At 69.6% G+C, this 24,034-nt stretch carries 17 protein-coding genes, 4 pseudogenes and 1 riboswitch; all 21 genes and pseudogenes read left to right on the top strand.

Annotated elements, in window-relative coordinates:
- The first annotated feature begins 145 nt into the window (after positions 1-145).
- The 21 genes and pseudogenes from Y694_RS06420 (at position 146) to cobA (ending at position 24,024) form a co-directional block, all read left to right on the top strand.
- Positions 146-3,088: a Tn3 family transposase gene (locus Y694_RS06420; RefSeq protein ID WP_031943514.1), complete on the top strand. Its 2,943-nt coding sequence runs from the start codon at positions 146-148 to the stop codon at positions 3,086-3,088.
- Between the two features lie 294 nt (positions 3,089-3,382).
- A riboswitch (cobalamin riboswitch) is annotated at positions 3,383-3,650 on the top strand.
- Between the two features lie 142 nt (positions 3,651-3,792).
- Positions 3,793-4,341, top strand: coding sequence for a bifunctional adenosylcobinamide kinase/adenosylcobinamide-phosphate guanylyltransferase (locus tag Y694_RS06415; protein WP_031943515.1), 549 nt, complete (start codon positions 3,793-3,795; stop codon positions 4,339-4,341).
- A 132-nt stretch (positions 4,342-4,473) separates the two neighbouring features.
- Entirely contained in the window at positions 4,474-4,662 is a 189-nt protein-coding gene (locus tag Y694_RS06410) for a CbtB domain-containing protein (RefSeq protein ID WP_031943516.1), read from the top strand.
- Between the two features lie 12 nt (positions 4,663-4,674).
- Positions 4,675-5,484: a CbtA family protein gene (locus Y694_RS06405; protein ID WP_031943517.1), complete on the top strand. Its 810-nt coding sequence runs from the start codon at positions 4,675-4,677 to the stop codon at positions 5,482-5,484.
- Positions 5,485-5,536: 52 nt separating this feature from the next.
- Positions 5,537-6,860 (top strand): annotated as a pseudogene (locus Y694_RS06400) (cobyrinate a,c-diamide synthase).
- A gap of 33 nt (positions 6,861-6,893) precedes the next feature.
- Positions 6,894-7,462, top strand: a pseudogene (cobO, locus tag Y694_RS06395) (cob(I)yrinic acid a,c-diamide adenosyltransferase).
- 51 nt (positions 7,463-7,513) lie between these two features.
- Positions 7,514-8,575, top strand: coding sequence for a cobalamin biosynthesis protein CobW (cobW, locus tag Y694_RS06390; protein ID WP_031943521.1), 1,062 nt, complete (start codon positions 7,514-7,516; stop codon positions 8,573-8,575).
- 42 nt (positions 8,576-8,617) lie between these two features.
- Positions 8,618-12,477: pseudogene (gene cobN / locus Y694_RS06385) on the top strand (cobaltochelatase subunit CobN).
- Between the two features lie 38 nt (positions 12,478-12,515).
- Positions 12,516-13,613 carry an ATP-binding protein gene (locus Y694_RS06380; RefSeq protein WP_031943523.1) on the top strand — a complete coding sequence of 366 codons (1,098 nt, stop codon included), beginning with the start codon at positions 12,516-12,518 and terminating at the stop codon, positions 13,611-13,613.
- A 134-nt stretch (positions 13,614-13,747) separates the two neighbouring features.
- Positions 13,748-14,293, top strand: coding sequence for a VWA domain-containing protein (locus tag Y694_RS06375; protein WP_031943524.1), 546 nt, complete (start codon positions 13,748-13,750; stop codon positions 14,291-14,293).
- A gap of 52 nt (positions 14,294-14,345) precedes the next feature.
- Positions 14,346-14,738 carry a DUF1636 domain-containing protein gene (locus Y694_RS06370; RefSeq protein WP_031943525.1) on the top strand — a complete coding sequence of 131 codons (393 nt, stop codon included), beginning with the start codon at positions 14,346-14,348 and terminating at the stop codon, positions 14,736-14,738.
- Positions 14,714-15,646: an adenosylcobinamide-phosphate synthase CbiB gene (gene cbiB / locus Y694_RS06365; RefSeq protein WP_031943526.1), complete on the top strand. Its 933-nt coding sequence runs from the start codon at positions 14,714-14,716 to the stop codon at positions 15,644-15,646. Before Y694_RS06370 ends, cbiB begins: the two co-directional genes overlap by 25 nt.
- Complete coding sequence (locus Y694_RS06360; protein WP_031943527.1) at positions 15,643-16,677, top strand: aminotransferase class I/II-fold pyridoxal phosphate-dependent enzyme; 1,035 nt, start codon at positions 15,643-15,645, stop codon at positions 16,675-16,677. The genes cbiB and Y694_RS06360 overlap by 4 nt, the downstream gene beginning before the upstream one ends.
- On the top strand, positions 16,674-17,732 hold the full coding sequence (gene cobT / locus Y694_RS06355) for a nicotinate-nucleotide--dimethylbenzimidazole phosphoribosyltransferase (protein ID WP_031943528.1): 1,059 nt from the start codon (positions 16,674-16,676) through the stop codon (positions 17,730-17,732). The genes Y694_RS06360 and cobT overlap by 4 nt, the downstream gene beginning before the upstream one ends.
- A pseudogene (gene cobS, locus Y694_RS26680) lies at positions 17,729-19,000 on the top strand (adenosylcobinamide-GDP ribazoletransferase); the annotation flags it as partial. The gene cobT and the pseudogene cobS, both read left to right, overlap by 4 nt.
- Before the next feature lie 148 nt (positions 19,001-19,148).
- Positions 19,149-20,636, top strand: coding sequence for a cobyric acid synthase (locus Y694_RS06345; protein WP_031943530.1), 1,488 nt, complete (start codon positions 19,149-19,151; stop codon positions 20,634-20,636).
- Entirely contained in the window at positions 20,633-21,298 is a 666-nt protein-coding gene (locus Y694_RS24740; protein ID WP_031943531.1) for a hypothetical protein, read from the top strand. Before Y694_RS06345 ends, Y694_RS24740 begins: the two co-directional genes overlap by 4 nt.
- Entirely contained in the window at positions 21,295-21,858 is a 564-nt protein-coding gene (locus Y694_RS24735) for a sulfite reductase (RefSeq protein ID WP_031943532.1), read from the top strand. Before Y694_RS24740 ends, Y694_RS24735 begins: the two co-directional genes overlap by 4 nt.
- Positions 21,858-22,484, top strand: coding sequence for a precorrin-8X methylmutase (locus Y694_RS06335; RefSeq protein ID WP_031943533.1), 627 nt, complete (start codon positions 21,858-21,860; stop codon positions 22,482-22,484). The genes Y694_RS24735 and Y694_RS06335 overlap by 1 nt, the downstream gene beginning before the upstream one ends.
- On the top strand, positions 22,481-23,212 hold the full coding sequence (locus tag Y694_RS06330) for a precorrin-2 C(20)-methyltransferase (protein ID WP_031943534.1): 732 nt from the start codon (positions 22,481-22,483) through the stop codon (positions 23,210-23,212). The genes Y694_RS06335 and Y694_RS06330 overlap by 4 nt, the downstream gene beginning before the upstream one ends.
- Positions 23,209-24,024, top strand: coding sequence for a uroporphyrinogen-III C-methyltransferase (gene cobA / locus Y694_RS06325; protein ID WP_031943535.1), 816 nt, complete (start codon positions 23,209-23,211; stop codon positions 24,022-24,024). The genes Y694_RS06330 and cobA overlap by 4 nt, the downstream gene beginning before the upstream one ends.
- Positions 24,025-24,034: the final 10 nt, after the last annotated feature.

The raw sequence follows: 24,034 nt of genomic DNA, 5'->3' as shown, positions 1-24,034 counted from the left end.
GGGGTAATCGTATCTTTCCAGCAAATTGACACGGTCCCCCGTCGCCGGGCGCCTCTCGAGCCTAAACCGGGCCTGAGCAGCTAGGGGTTCTCAAATGACGGCACCCAGGTAGATTTGCGGTTTCGACTCCCTGGAGCATCCCGCCGTGTCGTACGCAAAACGCTTCATCGGCGTGGAGCGCCTGCCGACCAGGCTGTCCGAGTTCGACGTCCGACAAGCCTTTTGCCTGAGCAAGGACGACATCGCCGCGATCTCCGAGCGGTTCCGCCACGACCGCCGCGTCGCGGCTGCAATCCAGATGCTCTTCTTGCGGGCGAGTGGCCGCCCAATGGACAGATTCGCGTCCGTTCCAAAGATGCTGCTGCGGTCCGTTTGCGAGGCACTTGCAACTCCGGCAGTGAGCATCGCGAGCCTGAGGTCCCTGTACGAACGTCGCCAGACCCTGTACGAGCATCAGGCCTGGGCGCGCGCTTACCTGGGCCTGCAGGACCTCGACGACGCTCAGGTCGAACAGCTTGAACAAGTCCTCACAATTGCCGCGCTCGAAGCCGCCCATCCCGACGACCTGGCCGAAACCGCGCGCCTGTGGTTGTACGACCGCCGAATCGTGATCCCCGGTCCTCGACGCTTGGCGGATTGGGCGCGCAGGGCGTTCGACACCACGGAGGCGGCCATGGCCGCAACGATCGAGGCGGCGATCGGCAAGGCGGCCCTGCGCAGGGCCATCGACTGGGCCTACTCGCCCCAGGCTGGTGGGTTGATGGGCAGCCACCTTGAATGGCTCAAGACACCGCCCAAGCGTCACGCCCCCAGCACGATGGTAGAGACACTGGAGAAGGTTCGCGCATTGAAGGAGCTCGGTGCGCACAACTGGGCGCTGGACCCCATTGCGCTGAGCAAGCAGCAGGCCTACGCCGCTCACGTACAGATGCGGCGGCCGTCGATGACCGCGCGCATCGAACAGCAGCGACAGACCGTGGAGATCGCTTGCTTCCTGCGCGTCACACTTTTGGAGTTGACCGACGCGGCGCTGATGCAGGCATCGCGCCGCAGCCAGGATCTATTTCGCCGCGCGGCCGAACGGGTCCAAACGGGACGATCCCGCAGCAGCGGCGCGACCTTGCAGCAGGCCATCAAGGCGAAGTCGGTACTTCACGACGAGACGAAGACCTGGCGCGACCGCGTGCTGGAGGCGCGCGCCATGTTGGACGACATCGGCGACGTATCCATGGCCACCTTTGCCTCGCAGGTGCGCAGGGCGCTGGCAGAAGACAGCCGCCGCGTTCACGCCCACCTGGCGGGTCTGCGCGACATTGACTTTGCTGGGACGCCCGGGGACACCGGCTACGAACAGTGGCAAGCTTGGTCGATGTTGCAGGCGCTGAACACCAAAGAGGTCCCACCGGATTTCGAGCTGCCACCGGTGGGTGCGGCCTGGAGCGCAATCGTCAGCGACCTGGATCCACAATCCCGCTACCGCGCATTCGAGGCCAGCACGATGATGGCCCTGCGCAAGAGCCTGCGCCGTGGCAGCGCCTGGGTGAACCATTCGATCACCTTCCGCGCCCGCGAATCGATGCTCCTGGCGGACAAAGACTGGACAAGCACCAGGGAACAACACCATCAGATCCTCGGCCTGCCGGTGCAGGCGATGGCGTTTCTGGAGCCTATCCTGGCCGGCATGTCCGTGGGCCTGTCGGCGCTGGCCGAGGCCGCCGATCAGGGACACGTGGAGATCGGCGCCGACAAGCTGCTGCACCTGCCGCCGATTCGTCCGCTGGACGAAGAGGTCGAGCCGCGAAAGACAAGGGAGGCCGTCTTCAAACACATTGGCCAGGTGCAGCTTCCAGACCTACTGATGGAGGTCGACGCGGCGACGCATTTCAGCGAGGCGTTGCTGGCCCGCCGACCCTCGTCAAGCAACGAGCTGTTGGCCGCTTATGGCGCCCTCCTTGCCCACGGCACCGACATCGACGCCAAGGGCGTGGGCTCGATGATCCCGGGCATCGACGCGGCGCACATCGCCACGGCGATGCGGGCCATTGAGTTCAGCGGCAGGCTGCGCCGGGCCAACGAACGTGTCTCGGAGTACCAGAACGCCGTGCCGATCGCCGCTTTGTGGGGTGACGGCAGCAAGGGTTCGGCCGACATGATGGCCTTGGACGCCAGCCGGCACTTGTGGACAGCACGGGTGGACCCGCGGCGGCGCACGTATGCCGCCGGCATGTACACGCACGTTCGCGACCGCTGGGGTTTGTTCTACGACCAGCCCATTGTGCTGAACGAACGACAGGCCGGCGTGGCCGTCGAGGGTGTCGAGCAGCACAACCGCGCCGAGGACCGCATCCGCATCTCGTTGCTGGCCGTGGATACGCATGGCGTCACGAACGTGGCCATGGCGATCGCCAAGCTGCTGGGTTTCGACCTGTGCCCGCGTCTGCAGGACCTGAGGGAGCGCAAGCTGTTCGTGCCCAGGGGGTGGCCGGTGCCGGAGAGCCTGGAAGTCGTCACCGTGCGCAGGATATCGGTCAAGGCGATCGAGCGTGGATGGGACGACCTGGTGCGCCTGGTCGCCTCCATTCGGGCCGGCAAGGTTTCTGCGGCGCATGCCATCCACGGCCTGGGCTCGGCCGCCGTCGGCGATCCGCTGCATCGCGCCGCGGAACACCTGGGGCGCTTGCTGCGAACGCTGTTCTTGTGCGACTACCTGGCCATCCCGGACTATCGGCGCGAGATTCACACGCTGCTCAACCGAGGCGAATCGGTGCACCAGTTGCAACGAGCGATCCACGGCGGACACGTGGCGCATGACCGAGGCCGGCGGCGGCAGGAGATGGTGGCCATCTCAGGCGCTCATGCGCTGCTGACCAACATCGTGCTGGCCTGGAACACGAACCGCATGGACGGCGTCGTGGCCCGCCTCAAAGGTGATGGCGTCGGGATCGAGGAGGACTGGTTGCGGCGAATCGGGCCGGCGCACTTCTCGCACATCAACTTCCGCGGCACGTTCAGGTTCAACCTCGAGAGGTATGCGGACGTGCTGGTCGAGCGCGCTGCCGGCAGGGTGGCAGCCCAGCCTGACCGATGAAGCGTGACCCCGCTGGTGGACCGAACCGGAACCGGCTGCGGACGTGGAACGTCGGCAAAGGGGCGATGCGCTGACCCGTCGGCTGGGGCCGCGCTTTGTGCAGCTGACGACCCCGAGCTGTAATCCAAAGCATTCAAAGAAGCGCCCGGAAGTGGACTCAGAAGGCGCCGTGTGCCGAAAGCCTTGGTGTAATGCGCCACCAAGTAGATGCGCATCCATGGGGACTCGAGACACATCGTCGATAAGATTGCGTGAGGATCCAGCTACCGACCGCGGTCACGACTAAAGGCCTTCCGCTATCATGAAGGCGTTGGTGCTCGCTTTGGCTTTCCAGCCAAAGCAGTTCAACGGGAATCAGGAAGGGCAGCGCCGTAGTTCAAAGCGGATCTGCGGCACCGCCCCAACCTGAGCTGCCCCCGCAACGGTAAGCGGACGTGAGCCTTGTGCTCACCGCTCGTGTCTACAACCCACTGGGTGCGCGCTGCGAAAGCGGTGTCGCCTGGGAAGGGAACACGAGTCGTCTCCGCCAGCCCGGATACCGGCCAACGAGGCGGTGCGCCGTGTAGACGGCGCACCTTGAGGTGCGTGCCCGCGGGGAAGCGGGCGAGCACGGTTGGCACGGCGGTTCCATCATGGCTCGTATTCTCTTCAGGTCGCATTCGGCCTTCGTCATGCTGCGCTGCTGTGGGCGTTGAGGCCTGCACATGCACGAGCTGATCCTCGGCGGCGGCAAGAGCGGCAAGTCTCGTTGTGCGGAGTTGCGCGCGAAAGACTGGCTGCAAGTTTCCGGGCAACGCGCGCTGTTGATCGCGACGGCAACGCCCGGTGACGACGAGATGCGCGAACGCATCGCGCGTCACCGTGAGCAGCGCGCGTTGCACGTCCCGGATCTGCAGACCCTGGAAGTGTCAGACGATCTGCCGGCTGCGTTGCGCGAGTGGTGCGCACCCCAGAGGCTCGTGATCGTCGACTGCCTGACCGTGTGGTTGACGCAGCGATTGATGCCGATGGTGGGGCCGCGGCTGGATGAGCCGACCTGGCTTCAGCAGCAGGCGGACCTGTGCGATGCCCTGCGCAATGCAATGGGGCCTGTGGTACTGGTGTCCAACGAGATCGGCATGGGCGTGGCACCGCTGGGCAGTGAGGTGCGCCGCTATCTTGATGCGCTGGGCACACTGCACCAGCTCGTGGCCACCTTCTGCGAGCGCGTCACGCTGATGGTGGCCGGCATCGAGATGAAGGTGAAGGAATGACCGCGACCAACGCTTTGCGTTGCTGCGCGCTGCTACCCGCCTGCGGGTCGAAACACACAAACACCGGGGCGCCCAGGGGCGCAGTGCCACGGTCGCAATAGCCCGCCAGCCCACTCACCCAAGGAACCATTCATGAACATGCCGACCTACGTTCCCGCTTCAACGCCCACCCACACCGCGGTGCGCGGTGTGTTGCGCCAACTCGCTGCTGCCGGGGCACTCGGCATGGCGGTGCTGTACGGCGTCGCGTTTGCCGACAGTCCGCTGGCGCACAACGCTGCGCACGACGTGCGCCACATCACCGTCAAACCCTGCCACTGACAGGAGACTGCCATGTTGTTCCAACGTTTGATCTGGTGTGCGCTAGTCGCAGCCCTGTTCGTCGGCAGCGTGCAGTTCGCGGTGCAGCGCTGGCAGGCGGTGCCCCTCATCCTGGCCGCCGAGGTGTTCGAAGACCAAAAAGCCGCGCCGGTGGCGGCGGTGGCGCACGAACATGCTGCCGCTGCCGAGAATGAACACCATCACGATGACGCTGCCTGGGAGCCCGCTGCTGGCACCGAGCGCAGCACCTGGACGTGGGTGGCGAATGTGCTGCACGCCTTCAGCCTGGCGCTGCTGGTATTCGTGGTGATGGCGCTGTGGGTCTGGAAGCGTGGCAACGCCACTCCGGCACTGCGGGTCGCGGCGGTGGTATCCGCGGCCGGTTGGCTGAGCCTGCATCTGTGGCCCTCGCTCGGCTTGCCGGCCGAAGTGCCGGGCATGGAGGTCGCGCCGCTGCACGCGCGTCAGGCCTGGTGGCTGTTGGCAGTGGTGTGTTCGGCCTCTGCGTTCGCGACGCTCGGCTTCGCATCGTCTCGCTGGCGCTGGCCGGTCGCTGCGGTGCTGCTGGCCGTGCCCTTCGTCGTCGGAGCGCCCGAACTCGAAGGCGACGCGCTCGCCGGCTACAGCGGCGAAGCGCATGCCAGCCTGCTGAAGCTGGGGCATGACTTCATCTGGGCCACCACCTGGGCCTCGCTGTCGTTCTGGTTCACGATGGCCGCAGTCGCGGGCCCGCTGTTCGCGCGCTGGTTGAAGCCGCACTTGCTTGTTGTATTGGGCGCATCGAACCCGGCATCGGCCAGCGCGGCTGAAGCAGCGCGGTGACCCCCGGAAAGATCATGTCAAGGGACCGAGCTTGTCTGTTGGCTTCTCGACCATGATTGTTTCCCCCTGCCTGGAGGCGCGTCCATGCCCGGCCTTGCTGGTCACGGCCCCGGCTTCGGGCCAGGGCAAGACCACCGTCACCGCCGCGTTGGCGCACTCGCACCGCAGCCAGGGCCGGCGCGTGCGCGTCTTCAAGACAGGTCCCGACTTCCTGGATCCGATGGTGCTGGAATGCGCCAGCGGCGCGCCGGTGCAGCAACTCGACCTGTGGATGGGCGGCGCCGCGCACTGCGCCGGGCTGCTGCACAGCGCGGCGGCGCAGGCTGACCTGATCCTGGTCGAAGGCGTCATGGGTCTGCACGATGGCACGCCGTCGAGTGCCGATCTGGCCCTGCACTTCGGGTTGCCAGTGCTGGCGGTGATCGATGCCTCGGCGATGGCGCAAACCTTCGGCGCCGTAGCCCACGGGCTGGCCACCTACCGCCCGGGCTTGCGGCTGACCGGCGTGCTGGCCAATCGCGTGGGCAGCGCCGGACACGCGCAGATGCTGCACGAGAGCCTGCCTGCCGGCATTGCCTGGTACGGCGCGCTGCCCCGCGGCGAGCACTACGCGCTGCCATCGCGCCACTTGGGTCTGGTTCAGGCTGGCGAGGTGGGCGACATGGCCCAGCGCATCGCGGCCGCCGCCCAGGCGCTGGGCGACAGCGGCGCGCTGCCGATGCCGCCGGCCGTGGACTTCGACGCGCCTCCAACCTCGGCATCGGCAGCACTGCCGTCCACGTTGGCCGGAGTCACCATCGCCATTGCCCGGGACGCGGCCTTCTCGTTCCTCTACCGCTCCAACCTCGACACGCTGCGTGCCCTGGGTGCCGAGCTGTGCTTCTTCTCTCCGCTGGCCAACCAGCCGGTGCCGGCCGGGGCCCATGCGCTGTACCTGCCCGGCGGTTACCCCGAACTGCACCTGCCAGCGCTGGCGGGCAACACCGCATCTCGCGAATCCATCTGCGCCCACCACGCGGCCGGTCGGCCGCTGGTGGCCGAGTGCGGCGGCATGTTGGCGCTGCTGGAGTCGCTCACCGACGCCGCTGGCCACAGAGCGCCGATGCTGGGCTTGCTGCCCGGGCCAAGGGGCAATGGCGGACCGCCTCGTCAACCTCGGTATGCACAGCCTGGCGCTGCCCGAAGGCGAGGTGCGTGGGCACACCTTCCACCACGCGCGCATCGACGTGCGCTTGCCTGCCGCGCTGCACACGCAGGCCCAGCGGCACCACGGCCAGCCTGAACCGGTGTTCCGCAAAGGGCGGCTGTTCGCGTCGTTCATGCACCTGTATTTCCCGAGCAATCCGGCGGCCGTCGCTGCGTTGTTCAAACCCTAATCGCCGGCCGCTGCCGCAACTCGCCCCGCAACCATGGACATCGAAGCCCCACCTCTGCTGCGTGACACGCCCAAGCCACAAGGCGAGCGGCGTGGCCTGGTCATCGTTCACACCGGCACCGGCAAGGGCAAGAGCACGGCCGCGTTCGGCCTGGCTTTGCGCGCCTTCGGTCGAGGTAAAACGGTGAAGGTCTATCAGTTCATGAAAGTGCCCTCGGCGCGCTTCGGCGAGCACCGCTTGTTCGAGCAACTGGGCATGCCCATAGAAGGCCTGGGCGACGGCTTCAGCTGGAAGAGCCGCGACCTCGAGCATTCGGCCGAGCTGGCCCGCGCCGGCTGGGCCCGGGCCGAGGCCACGGTGCGCGCGGGCGAGCACTTCATGGTGGTGCTCGACGAGATCATGTACCGCTGCGCTATGGCTGGATGCCGCTCGAGCCTGTGCTGGCCTGCCTGCGCGAGCGACCGCCGCACGTGCATGTGGTCCTCACCGGCCGCAACGCGCCGGACGAGCTGATCGCCCTGGCCGACACGGTGACCGAGATGACGCTCATCAAGCACCACTTCAAAGCCGGCGTGCCGGCGCAGCGTGGCATCGAGGACTGATCGCCTCACCACCACGACCCGCACCCAACCAACACCTCCAGGAACCGCACCATGCAGACCCGCAAGATCCCCGCCACCATCGTCACTGGCTTCCTCGGCAGCGGCAAGACCACCCTGCTGCGCCACCTGCTTCAAAACGCCCAGGGCCGACGCATCGCCGTCATCGTCAACGAGTTCGGTGAGCTCGGAATCGACGGTGAACTGCTGCGCGGCTGCGGCATCGGCTGCGACGAGGCCGGCGCGCCCAACGGGCAGTTGTTCGAGCTGGCCAACGGCTGCCTGTGCTGCACCGTGCAGGAAGAATTTGCGCCGGTGATGGAACAACTGGCCGCGCGGCGCGAGCAGATCGACCACCTCGTCATCGAGACCTCGGGCCTGGCCTTGCCCAAGCCGCTGGTGCAGGCCTTCCAGTGGCCGGCGCTGCGCAACGCCTTCACGGTCGATGCAGTGATCACGGTGGTGGATGCGCCCGCCGTGGCCGCTGGCCGCTTTGCCGACGACCCGGTGGCGGTGGATGCCCAGCGCCGTGCCGACGGCAACCTCGACCACGACTCGCCGCTGGCCGAACTGTTCGAAGACCAGCTCGCCACCGCCGACCTGGTCGTGGTGCACAAGACGGACGGCCTGGACGCCGCCGCCCTGGCCGGCGTCGAAGCCACCATCCGCATCGAAACCGCGCCCGGCGTGAAGCTGGTGCATGCACAGCACGGTCGCATCGACCTGGGTGTGCTGCTGGGCCTGGAGCGCGCGGTGGAAGATGCGATCGACCAGCGCAAGACCCACCACGACGAGGAGGAGGACCACGACCACGACGCCTTCGACTCGGTCTCGGTGAGCTTGCAAGTCCCCGACCGTGAACGCCTGCTGGTCGCCTTGCGCAGCCTGGTCGAGCGCCACGAGATCTACCGCGCCAAGGGCTTCGTCGCGCTGCCCGGCGCTGCAATGCGGCTGGTGGTGCAAGGCGTGGGCTCGCGCTTCGACAGTTATTTCGATCGGCCCTGGCGCGTCGACGAAACCCGGCAGTCGCGCCTAGTCTTGATCGGTGCCGAGCTGGATGCGGCGGTCTTGCAGGCCGAACTGGACGGTGAGTTGGCGGCGACCGCTGCAGCCTGACGCACCCAACCCCGAAGCCATCGAAGCCACTTTAAGCAGCCCATGCACCTGCTGTCTACCCGCCCCGGCGGCCACATTGAAGACGGTGGCCAGGGCGTGGTGCGGGTGGCGCAGACGCCCGGCTCGGTGGTGGTGCTGAGCGCCGCCGACACCACCCTGTCGCTGCTGGCCGACGTCGCGGCGCAGCTCGGCCCCGACTACCCCAGCGTGCGCCTGGCCAACCTGATGTGGCTGCGCCAGCCGGCCTCGGTGGACCTGTACGTCGATGATGTGCTGCGCCATGCCCGCGTGCTGGTAATCGATCACTTGGGCAGCCCGAGCGACTGGGCCTACGTGGTGGAGCGCGCGACCTCGCTGGCACGCGAGCGCGGCTTGTGGTTGGCGATGTTCTCGGGCGATGCCTTCGAAGACACGCAGCTGCTGCTGCGTAGCTCCGCACCGCAAGACGATTGCCGGCATTTGTGGCGCTGCCTGCGCGAAGGCGGGCGCGACAACGCGCAGGCCTTCTTCTCGCTCATCGGCCATGCCGCGTTCGGCCTGGGCGGCCGGCCGCCGCTACCGGTCCCCTTGCCTTCGGCGGTGCACTATCGACCGCAAGATGCTGCCAGCCGGTCCGCGTGGACATCCGGTGCGCCGGTGGCACTGCTGCTGTTCTACCGCGCGCATTTGCAAGCCGGCAACACGGCGGTGTTCGATGCGATGCTGCGTGCGCTGGCCTCCGCCGGCCTGAACGCGCTGGCGCTCGCAGTGGATTCACTCAAGAACCCGGACAGCCATGCGGCAGTGCAAGCCCTGGTGGCTGAGCACCGCGTGGCCATCGTGCTGAACGCGACGAACTTCGCCGTGGCGGCTATCGATGGCGGCACCCATGGCGACGGCGACACTTCATCCGCCGCGTTGGCCGGTGACGCACCTGTGCTCCAACTCATCACCGCCGGCTGCTCGCAAGCGCAGTGGCTGGCCGACCCGCACGGCCTGGCGCCGCGCGACTTGGCGATGCAGGTGGTGCTGCCCGAGGTCGATGGCCGCATCCTCACTCGCGCAATCAGCTTCAAGGGGCTGGCCTGGCGCTGCGAGCACACCCAGCTCGACGTGATCCGCTACGAAGCGGAGCCCGAGCGCATGGCCTTCGTGGCCGAACTCGCGCGCCGCTGGTGCGTGCTGCGCGACAAGCCCAATGCCGACAAGCGCATCGCGCTGATCCTTGCCAATTACCCCATCGACGATTCGCGCATCGCCAACGGCGTGGGGCTGGACACACCGGCTTCCACCGTAGCCGTTCTTCGGGCCTTGCAGGCTGCCGGCTACGCCTGTGGCGATCTGCCTGACAGCGGCGATGCCCTGATCGCCGCGCTGCTGCGCGGCATCACCAACGACCACAGCGCCAACGACGCACGCCCGGCCGCGCAGAGCTTCTCCCTGCCCGACTACCTGGAAGACTTCGATCGGCTTCCCACCGACAGCCGCGCCGCCGTCATCGCGCGCTGGGGCGCGCCCGAGCACGATCCAACGTTGCGCAGCGGCCGCTTCATGATTGCCGGGCTGCGCTTCGGCCACGTCTTTGTTGGCATACAGCCGGCCCGCGGGCGCGACATGGACCTGGCGGCGACTTACCACGACGCCGATCTGGTGCCGCCGCACCACTACCTGGCCTTCTACTTCTGGCTGCGCCGCGCCTTCCAGGTGGATGCGGTGGTTCACGTGGGCACGCATGGCAACCTCGAATGGCTGCCGGGCAAGAGCGTTGCACTGAGTGCGGCCTGCTGGCCTGATGCCATCCTCGGCCCGCTGCCGCACCTCTACCCCTTCATCGTCAACGACCCCGGCGAAGGCAGCCAGGCCAAGCGGCGCACCCAGGCCGTCATCATCGACCACCTGATGCCGGCGATGACGCGCGCCGAAACCTACGGCCCGCTGCAACAGCTCGAGCGGCAGATGGACGAGTATTACGAGGCCCTGTCGCTCGACCCGCGGCGCGCACGGCGGCTGCGTGAAGACATGCTCGACCGGGTTCTGCGCGAAGGCCTGCACGAAGAACTGGGTGTCACGCGGCCCGCCGATGACACAGCGCGTGAAGGCTTGCTCGAGCGCCTGGACGCCTACCTGTGCGAGATCAAGGAATCACAGATCCGCGACGGGTTGCACACCCTCGGCAGCTCGCCGCAGGGACGCCAGCGCGTCGACACGCTGATCGCGCTGGCGCGTTTTTCCGGAGGCAAAGCGGCAGGCCAGCAGAGCCTGCTGGTGGCGCTGGCGCAAGACCTGCAGATCGAGGGCGTGGACGGCTTCAACGCACTCAGCCCCGACTGGGCCGCGCCGTGGAGCGGCCCGCGTCCGCACCTTCTGCAGGAGCTCAGCCCGAGGCGTGGCGCCACGCCGGCCACACACGTGAGCGGCTGGAATTGCTGGCCGCGGGCATGGTGGCGGAGCACGTGGTGGCAGATCACGTATTGGCGGATCAAGCGAGCGCCGGCGCTGTGCCCGAGGCATTCGACGACACGGGTTGGCCCCACACCGCGCCGGTACTGCAACGGCTGCGCGAGGTGCTACGCCCACGGCTCGACGCCTGCGGCCCGCAGGAGATGGCGCAACTGCTGCGCGGCCTGGCCGGCCGTTTCGTGCCACCCGGCCCCAGCGGCGCGCCGTCGCGCGGCCGGCCCGACGTGCTGCCCACCGGGCGCAATTTCTACTCGGTGGACACCCGCGCCGTGCCCACCCCTACTGCCTACGCAATGGGCGCGGCCGCCGCCGAACGGGTGATCGAACGCCACCTGCAGGACCATGGCGAGATGCCTGGCGCGGTGGGCTTGTCGGTCTGGGGCACGAGCACCATGCGTACCGGGGGTGAAGACGTGGCGCAGGCGTTCGCGCTGCTCGGCGTGCGGCCGAAGTGGGCCGACGGCAGTGCGCGGGTGATCGACATCGAGGTGCTGCCGATGGCTATCCGCAACCGGCCCCGGGTGGACGTGACCTTGCGCGTGTCGGGTTTTTTCCGCGACGCCTTCCCGAACGTGATCGACTTGTTCGACACCGCCGTGCGCGCCGTGGCCGCCATCAGCGAGGCCGACGAGCCTGACGACGTGAACCCGATCCGCGCCCGCGTGCAGCGCGAAGCCGCCGAGGCGCGGGCTGCCGGCCGGAGCGAGGACGACGCGCAACGCCAGGCCACCTGGCGCGTCTTCGGCCCACGCCCGGGCGGCTACGGCGTGGGCGTGCAGGAGGTCTTGAACAGCGGGCGGTGGCAAGACGGCACCGACATCGCTCAGGCCTACCTGCAGGCCGGTGCCTTCGCCTACGGGCAGGGCGGGCACGGCGCTGCCGCGCGTCAGCCCTTCGAGCAGCGGCTGGCACGGCTCGACGCGGTGCTGCACAACCAGGACAACCGCGAGCACGACGTGCTCGACGCTGCCGACCACGCCCAGTTCCAGGGCGGCATGGCAGCGGCAGTGCAGCACTTGGCTGGCGCTCCGGCGGCGCTGTACCACGGCGATTTCAGCGTGCCGGGGTCGCCGCGCATCCGCACGCTGCGCGAGGAGGTCGCGCGTGTGGTGCGCGCGCGCGCCGTCAACCCCAAGTGGCTAGATGGCGTGCGCCGTCACGGCTACAAGGGCGCGTCCGAGATCGCCACCACGGTGGACAACCTGTTCGCCTACGGCGCCACCACCGGCGTGGTGGGCGACCACCAGTACGCGCTGGTGGCCGACGCCTACCTGCACGACGACGCTACGCGCGAGTTCCTACAGCAGCACAACCCACTGGCGCTGCGCGGCATCGGCGAGAGGCTGCTGGATGCGATGCAGCGCGGGCTGTGGCAAGCGCCTGGCGATCATCGCGAGCGCATCGAACACCACCTGCTGGCGCTGGAACGCCGGCTCGAAGAACACGGCGAAGGGCCTCTCTGATGACTCCCGGCATGACACCCGCATCGACTGCTGCATCCATGTCCGGCACATCCACCGTGACCATCGAGGCCGCCACCCAAGCGGCCTTCCCCTTCAGCGCGCTGATTGGTCAGCCTGAGCTGCAACGAGCGCTGCTGCTCGCGGCCATCGACCCGGGCATCGCCGGCGTGCTTATCAGCGGCCCGCGCGGCACCGCCAAGTCCACTGCCGCACGGGCGCTGGCAGCGCTGCTGCCGTCGGTGTCCCCGTCACTTCCCGCACCCTTCATCACGCTGCCGCTGGCTGCAAGCGTGGAGCAACTGGTGGGCACGCTGAACGTGGAAGACGTGCTGCGCGACGGCCGGCTGCGCCTCGCACCCGGCCTGCTGGCGCGCGCCCACCACGGCGTGCTGTATGTCGATGAAGTCAACTTGCTGCCCGATGCGCTGGTCGATGCGCTGCTCGACGTGGCCGCCAGCGGCGTCAACACCGTCGAGCGCGACGGCATCTCGCAGCAGCATGCCGCACGCTTCGTGCTGGTGGGCACGATGAACCCTGAAGAAGGCGACCTGCGCCCGCAGCTGCTGGACCGCTTCGGCCTGTCGGTGGCGCTGGTCAACCCGGCCAACGCCGAGCAGCGCACGGCGATTCTGCGTGCCCGCCTGGGCTTCGATGAGCACCCGCTCGCGGCGGCGGAACAGCATGCTGGCGAGCAAGCCCGTCTGGCCGATGCCATTTCCGCCGCGCGTGCGGCGCTGCCGCGTTTGACCTGGCCCGATGCGGTGCTGCACCGTGCCGCAAGCTGCGCGCTGGCCGCGGGCGTGGACGGCATGCGGGCCGATCTGGTGATGCTGCGCGCGGCGCGTGCGCTGGCGGCCTTCGAGGGCCGCACCGAGGTGACGCCGGCCGATGTGGATGCGGTGGCGGAACTGGCTCTGGCGCACCGCCGGACGGAGGGCACGGGCGCCTCTGCGCCGAAGCCGCAAGCGGACCGGCATCCAGCGCCACCGATGGCAGCGAATCAGCGTGCCGACCGCCTACATCGCGACCCACCGGCCAACCCGGCACCGGAGGGAGATTGGGGCGCGCTGCCGCCGCGCCCCGAAGCCACCACGCGCGTGCTGTCTCTGGGAGGCTGGCATGAAAAAAAAGCCTGAGCCACCGCAGCCGCCACCCGCGCCCAGGGCAAGGCGGTCTGCGGTGGCCCGCCCCGCCTCCTCATCTGCGGCCGGCAGCCCCAACGCGCCACGTCGCGAGGCAAACATGTGCCGCGATCGCCTGGCTACCCAGCTTGCTCGCCAAGGGCCCGCAGCCGCTGCAACGGGCGCACCTGCGCCACACGCTGCGGGTCGCGCAACCGGCCCGCTTGCACCTCATCGTGCTCGACACCTCGGGCTCGATGCGCCAGCGCGGGCGGCTGGCGCTGGCCAAGGGGCATGCCACGTGGCTGATCGAGCAGGCGGCGCGCGCCGGCGACGACGTGGCACTGCTGTGCTTCGGGGGCCAGGGCGTGGAACTGCGGCTGCCACCCGGCCGGGCGCGTGCCGCCGGCGGTGCGCAGGTGCGGCCTCTGGGCGGCGGTGGTGGCACACCGCTGACGCATGCATTGGCTCAGGCCGAGCAGGTGCTGCGCCGCGCCGCGCGCCGCAACGGCCCAGCCGAATCGTGGCTGTGGCTGTTGACCGATGGCCGCACGTTGGAACAACCGGCCGCACCCCAGGCCGCGCAACGCATCGTCATCGTCGACTTCGACGAACCGGCGCGCGCCATCGGCCGCTGCGCCGCCTGGGCGATGCGCTGGGGTGCGGAACACCGCCGGGCAAGCCGGCCTGAATGAGCCCTGAATGGAACCCTGAAGAGCCCTCTTGAGCCCTGAAGCACCGTACCCCATGCCCACCGCACCCGTCACCGAAATCATCGTCTGCACCACCTGTCGGCCCGCAGGCGCATCGCGCGAGCTGCCGCCCTCCGGCCAGGCCTTGCTCGAGGCCGTCCAGGCCCTGCAAACCGAAGGCCGGGCTGCCGGCCTGCACGTGCGCGGCATCGCCTGCATGAGCGGCTGCGCCCGATCCTGCACGGTTGCGCTGCAAGCCCCAGGCAAGCCCACGTACTACTTCGGCGATCTGGCCGCCGATGCAGAAACTGCCGCGCAGGTGCTGGCCTGTGCGCGCCTGCACGCGCACAGCGCCGACGGCGCGCTGCCCCGCAACGAGCGCCCGGAACGCCTTCGCAGCGGCATCCTTGCCAAGCTGCCGCCATGCCTGCCGGCAGTGATGGCCTGAACCCGGTGGACTGCACGATGCCCGCCGCATTGCTGGTCGCCTGGACGCTGGACGCGGCCGTCGGTGAACCGCCCAACGCCCTGCATCCTGTTGCCTGGCTGGGCCGGCTGCTCGGGCCGCTCGGTCAGCGGCTGTGCGCTTGGCGCCGCGTGCCGGCGTTCATCGGCGGCGCGCTGGCATGGGGAGTCATCGCCGCCGCGCTGGCTGTCATGGCCCACGGCGCCGAAAGCGCGGTCCCCGCCTTGCCGTGGGCAGCCGGCGCCTTGCTGCTCGCACTGGCGCTCAAACCCTGCTTCGCATGGCGCATGCTGCGCGACGAGGTTCAGGCGGTCGAGCACGCGCTGGCGCAGTCGCTGGAAGCGGGCCGCGAACGGGTGTCGCGCTTGGCCAGCCGCAACGTGAGCGCGATGAACCAAGCCGAGATCCGCGAGACGGCCATTGAGACCCTGGCCGAGAATCTGAACGATTCGGTGGTGGCACCGCTGTTCTGGTTCGCGGTCGCGGGCCTGCCCGGCGCGGTGGTCTACCGCTTTGCCAACACCGCCGATGCGATGTGGGGCTACCGAGATCGCTACGAATGGGCGGGCAAGTTCGCGGCGCGGGCCGACGACCTGCTGTCTTGGCTGCCGGCGCGCTTGACCGCGCTGCTGCTGTGGCCTGCCTTGCAGGACTGGCCCCTGTTGCGCATCGAAGCCGCGCGCACGCCGTCGCCGAATGGCGGCTGGCCGATGGGCGCGATGGCGCTGCGCCTGGGTGTGCGTTTGCGCAAGCCAGGGGTTTATGCACTGAACGGGCAGTCGCCGTCACCGTCGGCTGCCGACACGGCCAAAGCGCTGCGCATCGCCTCGCGGGCCGCATGGCTGGCGATGGCGGCAGCGGTCCTGGCTTGTGCAGGGAGATCGATGTGAGGGCGGCCACCATCGCCCGCCCGCACGGCGGCCCCGACGCCCAGGGCCCCGTCCGCTGGGATTTCTCCACCAACGTCAACGCCGCAGGCCCCTGCCCGCAGGCCGTGCAGGCGCTGGCCCGAGCTGACGCCACCCGCTACCCCGACCCCGGCTACCACGCGCTGCGCCAGCGCTTGGCGGTGTGGCATGGCGTCGACGAGCGACGCATCCTGCTCGCGGCCAGCGCGAGCGAGTTCATCCAGCGCATCACGGCCGTAGGCCAGCGGCTCGCACCCGGGCCGGTTGCCGTGCCAGCGCTGGCCTATGGCGACTACGCGGTGGCGGCACAGGCCTGCGGCCGCGCCGTGGTGCGCACCGAAGACGCCACCGCCACGCTGCGCTGGTGCGCCGATCCCGGCAGCCCGCTGGGCCAGGACGCCGCGCCGCCGCACGACCCGGGGGCCACGCCCACGGTGCTGGACGCGGCGTATGCGCCGCTCCGGCTCAGTGGCGCGCCGCGCTGGGCTAGCGACGCCGAGGATGCCGTGTTCCGGCTCTACAGCCCGAACAAGGCGTTGGGCCTGCCGGGCGTCCGCGGTGCCTATGCCATCGCACCGGCGGGTGCAGCATGGCCACTGCAAACCTGGTGCGATACGCTGCACGCCGCCGAACCCTCCTGGCCGCTGGGTGCCCACGCCGTCGGCTTGCTCGAATGCTGGACCGAACCGGCCACCCAAGCCTGGCTGGCCGATGCGCGCATCACACTGCGCACCTGGACAGACTCACTGCGCGCCGGGCTGGCAGACCTGGGCCTGCAACCTGCGCCCAGCGTGACACCGTTTCTTTGCGCGCACCGGCCGGCCGCGATTCAGCCCGCGGCCCTGCGGCGCCACGGCCTGGCCGTGCGGGACACCACCTCGTTTGGCCTGCCGGGTTGGATGCGCGTTTCGGCGCAGCCGCCGGAGGCGCTCGAAGCGCTGCACAGCGCCTTGCGGCTGCTGGCCACCGATCACCACCCTGTCTCCACTTCCGTCGAAACGGCGCACCCATGATCCCCAACATCCCTGAATTGGACGACGCAACGCTGCGCAGCGCGCTGCAGGCCCGTGTCGATGGCAAGACCAAACCGCTGGGCTCCCTGGGCCGGCTCGAAACGCTAGCCGTCCAGATCGGCTGCATCCTTGGTACCAGCAGCCCACGCCTGGATCAGCCCCAACTCGTGGTCTTTGCGGCCGACCACGGCTTGGCAGCGCAAGGCGTCTCGGCCTATCCGAGCGACGTGACCTGGCAGATGGTGGAGAACTTCCTCGCCGGTGGCGCGGCGGTCAGCGTGCTGGCACGCCAGCATGGCCTGGCCCTGACGGTGGTGGACGCTGGCGTGCGCCACGACTTCGCGCCCCGGCCCGGCCTGGTGCAACGCAAGATCGGTCCCGGCACCGCCGATGCGCTGGCCGGCCCGGCGATGAGCGAAGCGCAATGCGCTGCGGCCATCACCGCCGGCCGCGAGGTGGTGCAGGCCCTGCCTGGCAACGCGCTGCTCATTGGCGAGATGGGCATCGGCAACACTTCGGCCGCGGCGCTGCTGCTGGCGCGCCTAACGGATCAGTCCATCGAGCTGTGTGTCGGCCGCGGCACGGGGCTGGACGATGCCGGCCTGGCGCGCAAGGTGCGCGTGCTGCGCGACGTGTTGGCGCGTCACGCCCAAGCGACCGCACCGCTCGCCGCACTGGCGGCCTTCGGCGGCTTCGAGATCGCGATGATGTCCGGCGCGGTGCTGCAGGCAGCGCTCGAGCGCCGGGTGATCGTCGTCGACGGATTCATCGCCAGCAGCGCCGTTCTCATCGCGGCTCGCCTGCAGCCCACGGTGCTGTCGCGCTGCGTCTTCGCCCATTGCTCCGACGAAGCCGGCCATGCGCTGATGCTTCGCGCCCTGGAGGCGCAACCGCTGTTGACCCTGGGCCTGCGGCTGGGCGAGGGTTCGGGCGCTGCGCTGGCCTGGCCGCTGCTCGATTCAGCTTGCCGGCTGCTGGGCGAGATGGCCAGCTTCGAGTCGGCCGGCGTGAGCCGTCAGTCCGATCCCGAACCCGGCGCCGACCCGTCGCGATGACACAAGAGCTGCGTCTGTTCTTCATCGCGCTGCAGTTCCTGACGCGCGTGCCGGTGCCGCGCCGCCTGGGCTTCGAGCCCGCCTGGCTGCAGGCCTGCCTGCGCCACTTTCCGCTGGTCGGAGCCTGCGTCGGGGCCTGGGCAGCGGCGATATTCTGGTTCGCGCTGCTGCTGTGGCCTCCACTGGTGGCCTCCACCGTCAGCCTGGTGGCAACGGTATGGCTGACCGGCGCTTTCCACGAAGACGGCCTGGCCGACACCTGCGATGCGCTGGGTGGCGCGGTGAGCCGCGAACGCGCGCTTGCCATCATGAAGGACTCGCGCATCGGCAGCTACGGTGCGGTGGCGCTGGTGCTGGCCCTGGTGCTGAAGGTGACGGCGGTGGCGGGCCTGGCGAGCGCCGCGCAGACCGATGGCCTGGCATGGGCAGCCATGGCCTTGATCTGGTCGCACGCGGTGTCGCGCGCCGCCCCGGTGTGGCTGGTGTGGCGTCTGCCCTATGCCGGCGATGCCGAGCACGCGAAGGCCAAGCCATTGGCCACGCGGGCGAGCGGCCGCGGCTTGGGCTTCGCGCTGGTCTGGGTCGGGGTCGCCAGCGGTGCAGCCGTGTGGGTCACGGTCTGGACCGAGGCTTCTTCCTGGACGGCTGCGCTTTGGGTGGCCCTGTCTGCCCTGGCGGCATGCGCATCGGCCACGCTGTGTTGCGCGCGCTGGCTGCACCACCGGCTGGGCGGTTTCACCGGCGACACGCTGGGCGCCACGCAGCAGATCGTCGAATTGGTCGGCCTGTTGACCTGGCTCGCCTGGTTGCCGTTCACCGGGGGTCCCGTGCTTGAGCCTGGCGGACAGTTGTGGGTCTGGCGACACCCGCGAGCACAGGAAGCGGCGGGCCGCTGTATCGGCCGCACCGACATCGGCATCGACCGGCGGCGTGCCAAGCGGTTGGCGCACCGCATCCGCCGCGCCGCACGCCTACGCGGCCTGCCGCGACGGGTGCTGACCTCGCCGCTGCTCCGCTGCGCAGCCGTCGGGCAATGGCTGCAGCGCTGGGGCTGGCGGCACGAGCGGCTGCCCGCGTTGCTCGAAATGGACTTCGGCCGCTGGGACGGCCTGCCCTGGTCGCAGATCCCAAGGAAAGAGGTCGATGCCTGGTGTGCAGAGTTCCTACACCACCGCCCCGGCGGCGGTGAAACCCTTCACGAGCTGTTTGCGCGCGTGGCGGCCTGGCAAGCGCCCGCAGCACCCGTGGTCATCGTGGCGCACGCCGGTTGGATGCTGGCACGGCGATGGCTGGCCTGCGCGCAGCCGTTGCCCGTCCGGGCCGACCAGTGGCCCGTCGTGCCGCGCCATGGCGAGTGCTGGACGCTGCCGACAATGGTCGCGTTGCCGCCAGGCGCCAGTTCCGCGGGGGCATTGCATGACGCGCAGCCTGATGGTCTGGGGCAGCAGCAGCGGTGCAGGCAAGAGCCTGTTGGCCACCGCGCTGTGCCGCTGGGCTGCGCAGCGGGGCATCGACGTGGCGCCGTTCAAGGCGCAAAACATGAGCAACAACGCACGGGTGGTGCCCGGGCCGGACGGCGGCTTCGGCGAAATCGGCGCGGCGCAGTATTTCCAGGCCCTGGCCGCGCGCGTGCCGCCGACGGTGGACATGAACCCGGTGCTGCTCAAGCCCGAGCGCGACACCTCCAGCCAGGTGGTGTTGCAGGGTCACGTGGCGGATGACTTGTCGCGCCTGCCCTGGCGCGAGCGCAGCGCCCACCTGGCGACCGCGGCGCACGAAAGCTTCGTGCGCCTGCACGCCCAGCACGAACTGCTGGTGATCGAGGGTGCGGGCTCGCCGGCCGAGATCAACCTCGCCGCGCACGACTATGTGAACCTCGGCACTGCACGCTGGGCGCAGGCGGCGGGCGAGTTCAAGAGCCTGGTTGTCACCGACATCGACCGCGGCGGCGCCTTCGCCCACCTCTACGGCACCTGGGCGCTGCTGCCCGATGACCTGAAGCCGACGCTCGCCGGCTTCGTGCTCAACAAGTTCCGCGGTGACGCGGCTTTGCTGGCGCCCGGGCCTGACCGCTTGCGACAGCTGACGGACGTGCCCATCGTCGGCGTGCTGCCGATGCAGCGCGACCATGGCCTGCCTGACGAAGACGGCGTGTTCGACGCCGCCGCCATCGGCGACGGCGAAGCGCCGCACCAGCGCGTGGCGGTGGTCGCCTACCCACGCATCAGCAACCTCGACGAGTTCCAGCCGCTGCGCCAGGTGCCCGGCCTGCGGTTGACCTGGGCGCGCCACGCGGCCGAGCTGGAGGCGGCGGACTGGATCATTCTTCCCGGCTCCAAGCAAGTCAGCGGCGACCTGCACTGGCTGCGCGAGCGTGGGCTGGACGCCGCCATCGCCCGTCACGCGGCCCAGGGCAAACGGGTGCTGGGCGTCTGCGGCGGCTTGCAGATGCTGGGCACCTGGCTGAACGATCCGCAAGGCCTGGACGGGACGCCGGGCAGCGTGCCCGGCCTCGGCCTGCTGCCGCTGAGCACACGCTATGCCGCGCCCAAGCGCGTGCTGGCCGTGCAGGCACGCTTCGACGATTTGCAGCCACCTTGGCAGGCGCTGGCCGGCATCGATACCCCCGCCTACGAGATCAGGACCGGCATCACCGAGCCCGTTGATGCGCTGCCCGGCGCGGCGCTCGCCACCGCGCTGCGCGATGGCCACGGCACCGTGATCGGCTGGCAACGCGGCCCGGTGCTGGGCGCCTATGCCCACGGCCTGTTCGAATCGGCGGCCGTGATGCGCGCGCTGTTTGGCGCCGAGGTGGCCACCCTCGATGCCAGCCTGGACGGACTTGCCGATCTCGTGGACCGGCACTTCGAGCCCGGCGTGCTGAACCGGTGCTTGCGCGCATGACCCGCCTGGCCCTCCTGGCCCTGCCAAACGCTGCTGGCCCGCCCGCAGGCCCGCTCGGCTTGCGCCCGACCGCCAAGGGTTGGTGCCCCGGCGCCCATCGCGCCATGGCCTCGGGCGATGGCCTGCTCGTGCGCGTGCGCCCACGCCTGGCGCGCTTGACGGTCGCGCAAGCCATGGGGCTTTGCGAGGCGGCGCAAGGCTTGGGTTCGGGGCTCATCGACCTGACCAACCGAGCCAACCTGCAGCTGCGCGGTGTGACACCACGCCACCATGACGCGGTGATTGAGGCACTCTGCGGCCTGGGCCTGCTCGATGCCGACGCGGCGCGGGAAGCCTGGCCCGCCATCCTCGTGGCGCCCTGCTGGCAGGCGGGCGATGACACCGAGCGCATCGCCTCCGAGCTGGCGGCGCGCCTTGGCGAGCTGCCCGCCTTGCCGCCCAAGTTCGGTTTCGCGGTGGATGCGGGGCCGGCCCCGGTGTTGGCTGAAGCCTCGGCCGACGTGCGCATCGAACGCGGCCGCTCGGGCGGGCTGATCGTGCGCGCCGATGGTGCTGCGGCCGGCCACCCGGTCACGCGGCTGGTGCAGTGGATACGGCGCTCGCCCTGGCCGCCTGGTTTGCGGCGACGGCGGGATCGGTTGAACCTGCATCAAGGCGCATGAGTCGCCACCTGGTCACCCACCCACTTCCCCGCGACCTGAAGCCGCTCGAACCCCCGGCACCGTCAGCCGCATTGCCTCGTCCCGGCATGTCGGCGCTCGGGCCGGTCTACGGCGTGGCATTCGGCCAGATCGAGGCAGCCGCGCTCGCTCGCCTGCTGCGCGACAGCGGCGCAGCGGCGCTGCGCTTGACGCCGCACCGCGCACTGATTCTGGAAGCTGGCGGGCGGCGCGATTCGACCGAGTTCCTCACGGCGGCCGACGACCCCATGTTGCGCATTGACGCCTGTCCCGGCGCACCGTCATGTACCTCGGCCACGGTGGAGACCCGCGCAATGGCCCGTGCACTCGCGCCTGCTCTCGAGACGGTGGCCCCCGGCGCACGTCGCAGCCTGCATGTGTCCGGCTGCACCAAAGGCTGCGCCCGCGCTCGCGCCGCCGACATCACCCTGGTGGGCCGCAACGGCAAATTCGATCTGGTGCGCGACGGCTGCGCCTGGGACACACCATCGCAGACAGGGCTGTCCCCCGAGGCCCTGCGCTCATTCATCGGAGCCCTTTGATGCATGTTTATGAAACCGATGGCGCGGCCATCTACCAACGCTCCTTCGCGATGATCCGCGCCGAGGCCGACCTCGCACGCTTCGATGCCGACGACGAGCCGGTGGCGGTGCGCATGATCCACGCCGCCGGCCTGATCGGGCTCGAAGCGCACCTCCGTTTCTCGTCCGGCTTCGTGCGTGCGGCACGGGCGGCCCTGGCGGCCGGTGCGCCCATCCTGTGTGATGCGCGCATGGTCAGCCAGGGGGTGACCCGTTCGCGCCTGCCGTGTGGCAACGACGTGCTATGTACCCTGCACGACCCGACCGTGCCCGAGCTGGCCAAGGCGATGTCGACCACCCGTTCCGCCGCCGCGCTGGAACTCTGGCGGCCGCACCTGCAAGGCGCCGTGGTGGCCATCGGCAATGCGCCGACCGCCTTGTTCCATCTGCTCAACATGCTGCAAGACCCGACCTGCCCGCGGCCTGCGGCCATCGTCGGCTGCCCGGTCGGCTTCGTCGGCGCGGCGGAATCGAAAGAGGCGCTGTGGGCCGAGCAGCCCGCGCCTTGCTGCACGGTGGCCGGGCGGCTGGGCGGCAGCGCTATCACGGTGGCGGCGATCAACGCGCTGGGGAGCCGTTCGGAATGACTTCACTCGGCACGCTCTACGGCCTGGGCCTGGGCCCGGGCGACCCGGACCTGATGACCGTGCGCGCCCACCGCTTGCTGCGCAGCGCCACCCACGTCGCGTATTTCCGCAAAGCCGGACGGCCCGGACAGGCGCGGCGCATCGTCGACGGGCTGTTGCCCGAAGGCGTGGTGGAACATGCGATGGAGTACCCCGTCACCACCGAAATCCCGGTGGAAGACCCGGCTTACAACCATGCTCTCTCGGCCTTCTATGTCGAGTGCGCAGCGCACCTGCGCGCGCTGTCGGACGCCGGCCACGACGTGGTGGTGCTGTGCGAGGGCGACCCGTTCTTCTATGGCTCCTTCATGCACCTCTACACCCGGCTGGTCGAGACGCACCCCGTGCAGGTGGTGCCGGCCATCACGGGCATGTCGGGCGCGTGGACGGTCACGGGCCAGCCCATCACCTGGGGCGACGACGTGCTGACCGTGCTGATGGGCACCCTGCCCGAAGCCAGGCTCGCACGCCACATGGCCGACAGCGAAGCGCTGGTGGTGATGAAGATCGGCCGCCACATCGACAAGGTGCGGCGAGCCCTGGCCACCGCCGGCCGTCTGGACGAGGCCTGGCTGGTCGAGTTCGCCACCATGCCGGGCCAGAAGGTTGTGCGTCTGGCACAGGTCGAAGGCCGCGTCACGCCGTATTTTTCGATCGTGCTGGTGCATGGGCGGGGGCGGCGTCCATGAGCAGCGTCGCCGCGCCCGGCAGCGTCAGCCTGGTCGGTGCCGGCCCGGGCGACCCGGACTTGCTGACCGTGCGGGCCATCAAGGCCATCCGCTGCGCCACCGTGCTGCTCGTCGACGACCTGGTGGGGGCCGGAGTGCTGCGCTATGCGCGGCGCAGCGCGCGTATCGTGCACGTGGGCAAACGAGGCGGATGCAAGAGTACCGCGCAGGCCTTCATCCACAAGCTCATGGTCGCCGAAGCGCAGCGCGGCGAAACCGTGGTCCGACTGAAAGGTGGAGACCCGCTCGTCTTCGGTCGCGGCGGCGAGGAGGCCGAGCACCTGCGCGCCGCCGGAATACCGGTGCAGGTGGTCAACGGCATCTCTTCGGGCCTGGCTGCCGCCACCGCGCTGGGCGTGCCCTGGACACACCGCGACCATGCCCATGGCGTGCTGCTGGTGACGGGCCATGCCGGCGAAGCGAATGCCGAGCTGCACTGGCCCACCCTGGGCGCGGCGGCGGCACAGGGGCTGACCCTGGTGGTCTACATGGCCATGCAGCGCCTGGCCGTTGTCCAGGCCGGCCTGGCCACCACGCTGAGCGCGGGCACCCCCGCCGCGCTGGTGCAGAACGCCAGCACCGGCCAGGAACGGCGCCTGCTCAGCACGTTGGGGCGTCTGGTCGAGGATGCCGCCGCCAGCAGCATGCAAAGCCCGGCGATCCTGATCGTCGGCAACGTGTTGGCGGCTTGCCGGGATCGGGACCGCAGCGCCACCGCCGCAGCGCCCGGCGATGAACTGCAAGTGCAGTGTTTGCCAGGGAGCGGAACTTGAGCCAATCCAC

Source organism: Methylibium sp. T29-B, from assembly GCF_000576225.1.
In the GTDB taxonomy this organism is placed as follows: Bacteria; Pseudomonadota; Gammaproteobacteria; order Burkholderiales; family Burkholderiaceae_C; genus Methylibium; species Methylibium petroleiphilum.
Note: the sequence above shows the minus strand (reverse complement) of the source record. Positions and strands in the feature narration are given on the sequence as shown.

Excerpts from the sequence above, each read along its gene's own strand:
- Y694_RS06415 (WP_031943515.1), top strand. The coding sequence starts at position 3,793 with ATGCACGAGCTGATCCTCGGCGGCGGCAAGAGCGGCAAGTCTCGTTGT.
- Y694_RS06410 (WP_031943516.1), top strand. The coding sequence starts at position 4,474 with ATGAACATGCCGACCTACGTTCCCGCTTCAACGCCCACCCACACCGCG.
- Y694_RS06405 (WP_031943517.1), top strand. The coding sequence starts at position 4,675 with ATGTTGTTCCAACGTTTGATCTGGTGTGCGCTAGTCGCAGCCCTGTTC.
- cobW (WP_031943521.1), top strand. The coding sequence starts at position 7,514 with ATGCAGACCCGCAAGATCCCCGCCACCATCGTCACTGGCTTCCTCGGC.
- Y694_RS06380 (WP_031943523.1), top strand. The coding sequence starts at position 12,516 with ATGTCCGGCACATCCACCGTGACCATCGAGGCCGCCACCCAAGCGGCC.
- Y694_RS06370 (WP_031943525.1), top strand. The coding sequence starts at position 14,346 with ATGCCCACCGCACCCGTCACCGAAATCATCGTCTGCACCACCTGTCGG.
- cbiB (WP_031943526.1), top strand. The coding sequence starts at position 14,714 with ATGCCTGCCGGCAGTGATGGCCTGAACCCGGTGGACTGCACGATGCCC.
- cobT (WP_031943528.1), top strand. The coding sequence starts at position 16,674 with ATGATCCCCAACATCCCTGAATTGGACGACGCAACGCTGCGCAGCGCG.
- Y694_RS06345 (WP_031943530.1), top strand. The coding sequence starts at position 19,149 with ATGACGCGCAGCCTGATGGTCTGGGGCAGCAGCAGCGGTGCAGGCAAG.
- Y694_RS24740 (WP_031943531.1), top strand. The coding sequence starts at position 20,633 with ATGACCCGCCTGGCCCTCCTGGCCCTGCCAAACGCTGCTGGCCCGCCC.
- Y694_RS24735 (WP_031943532.1), top strand. The coding sequence starts at position 21,295 with ATGAGTCGCCACCTGGTCACCCACCCACTTCCCCGCGACCTGAAGCCG.
- Y694_RS06335 (WP_031943533.1), top strand. The coding sequence starts at position 21,858 with ATGCATGTTTATGAAACCGATGGCGCGGCCATCTACCAACGCTCCTTC.
- Y694_RS06330 (WP_031943534.1), top strand. The coding sequence starts at position 22,481 with ATGACTTCACTCGGCACGCTCTACGGCCTGGGCCTGGGCCCGGGCGAC.
- cobA (WP_031943535.1), top strand. The coding sequence starts at position 23,209 with ATGAGCAGCGTCGCCGCGCCCGGCAGCGTCAGCCTGGTCGGTGCCGGC.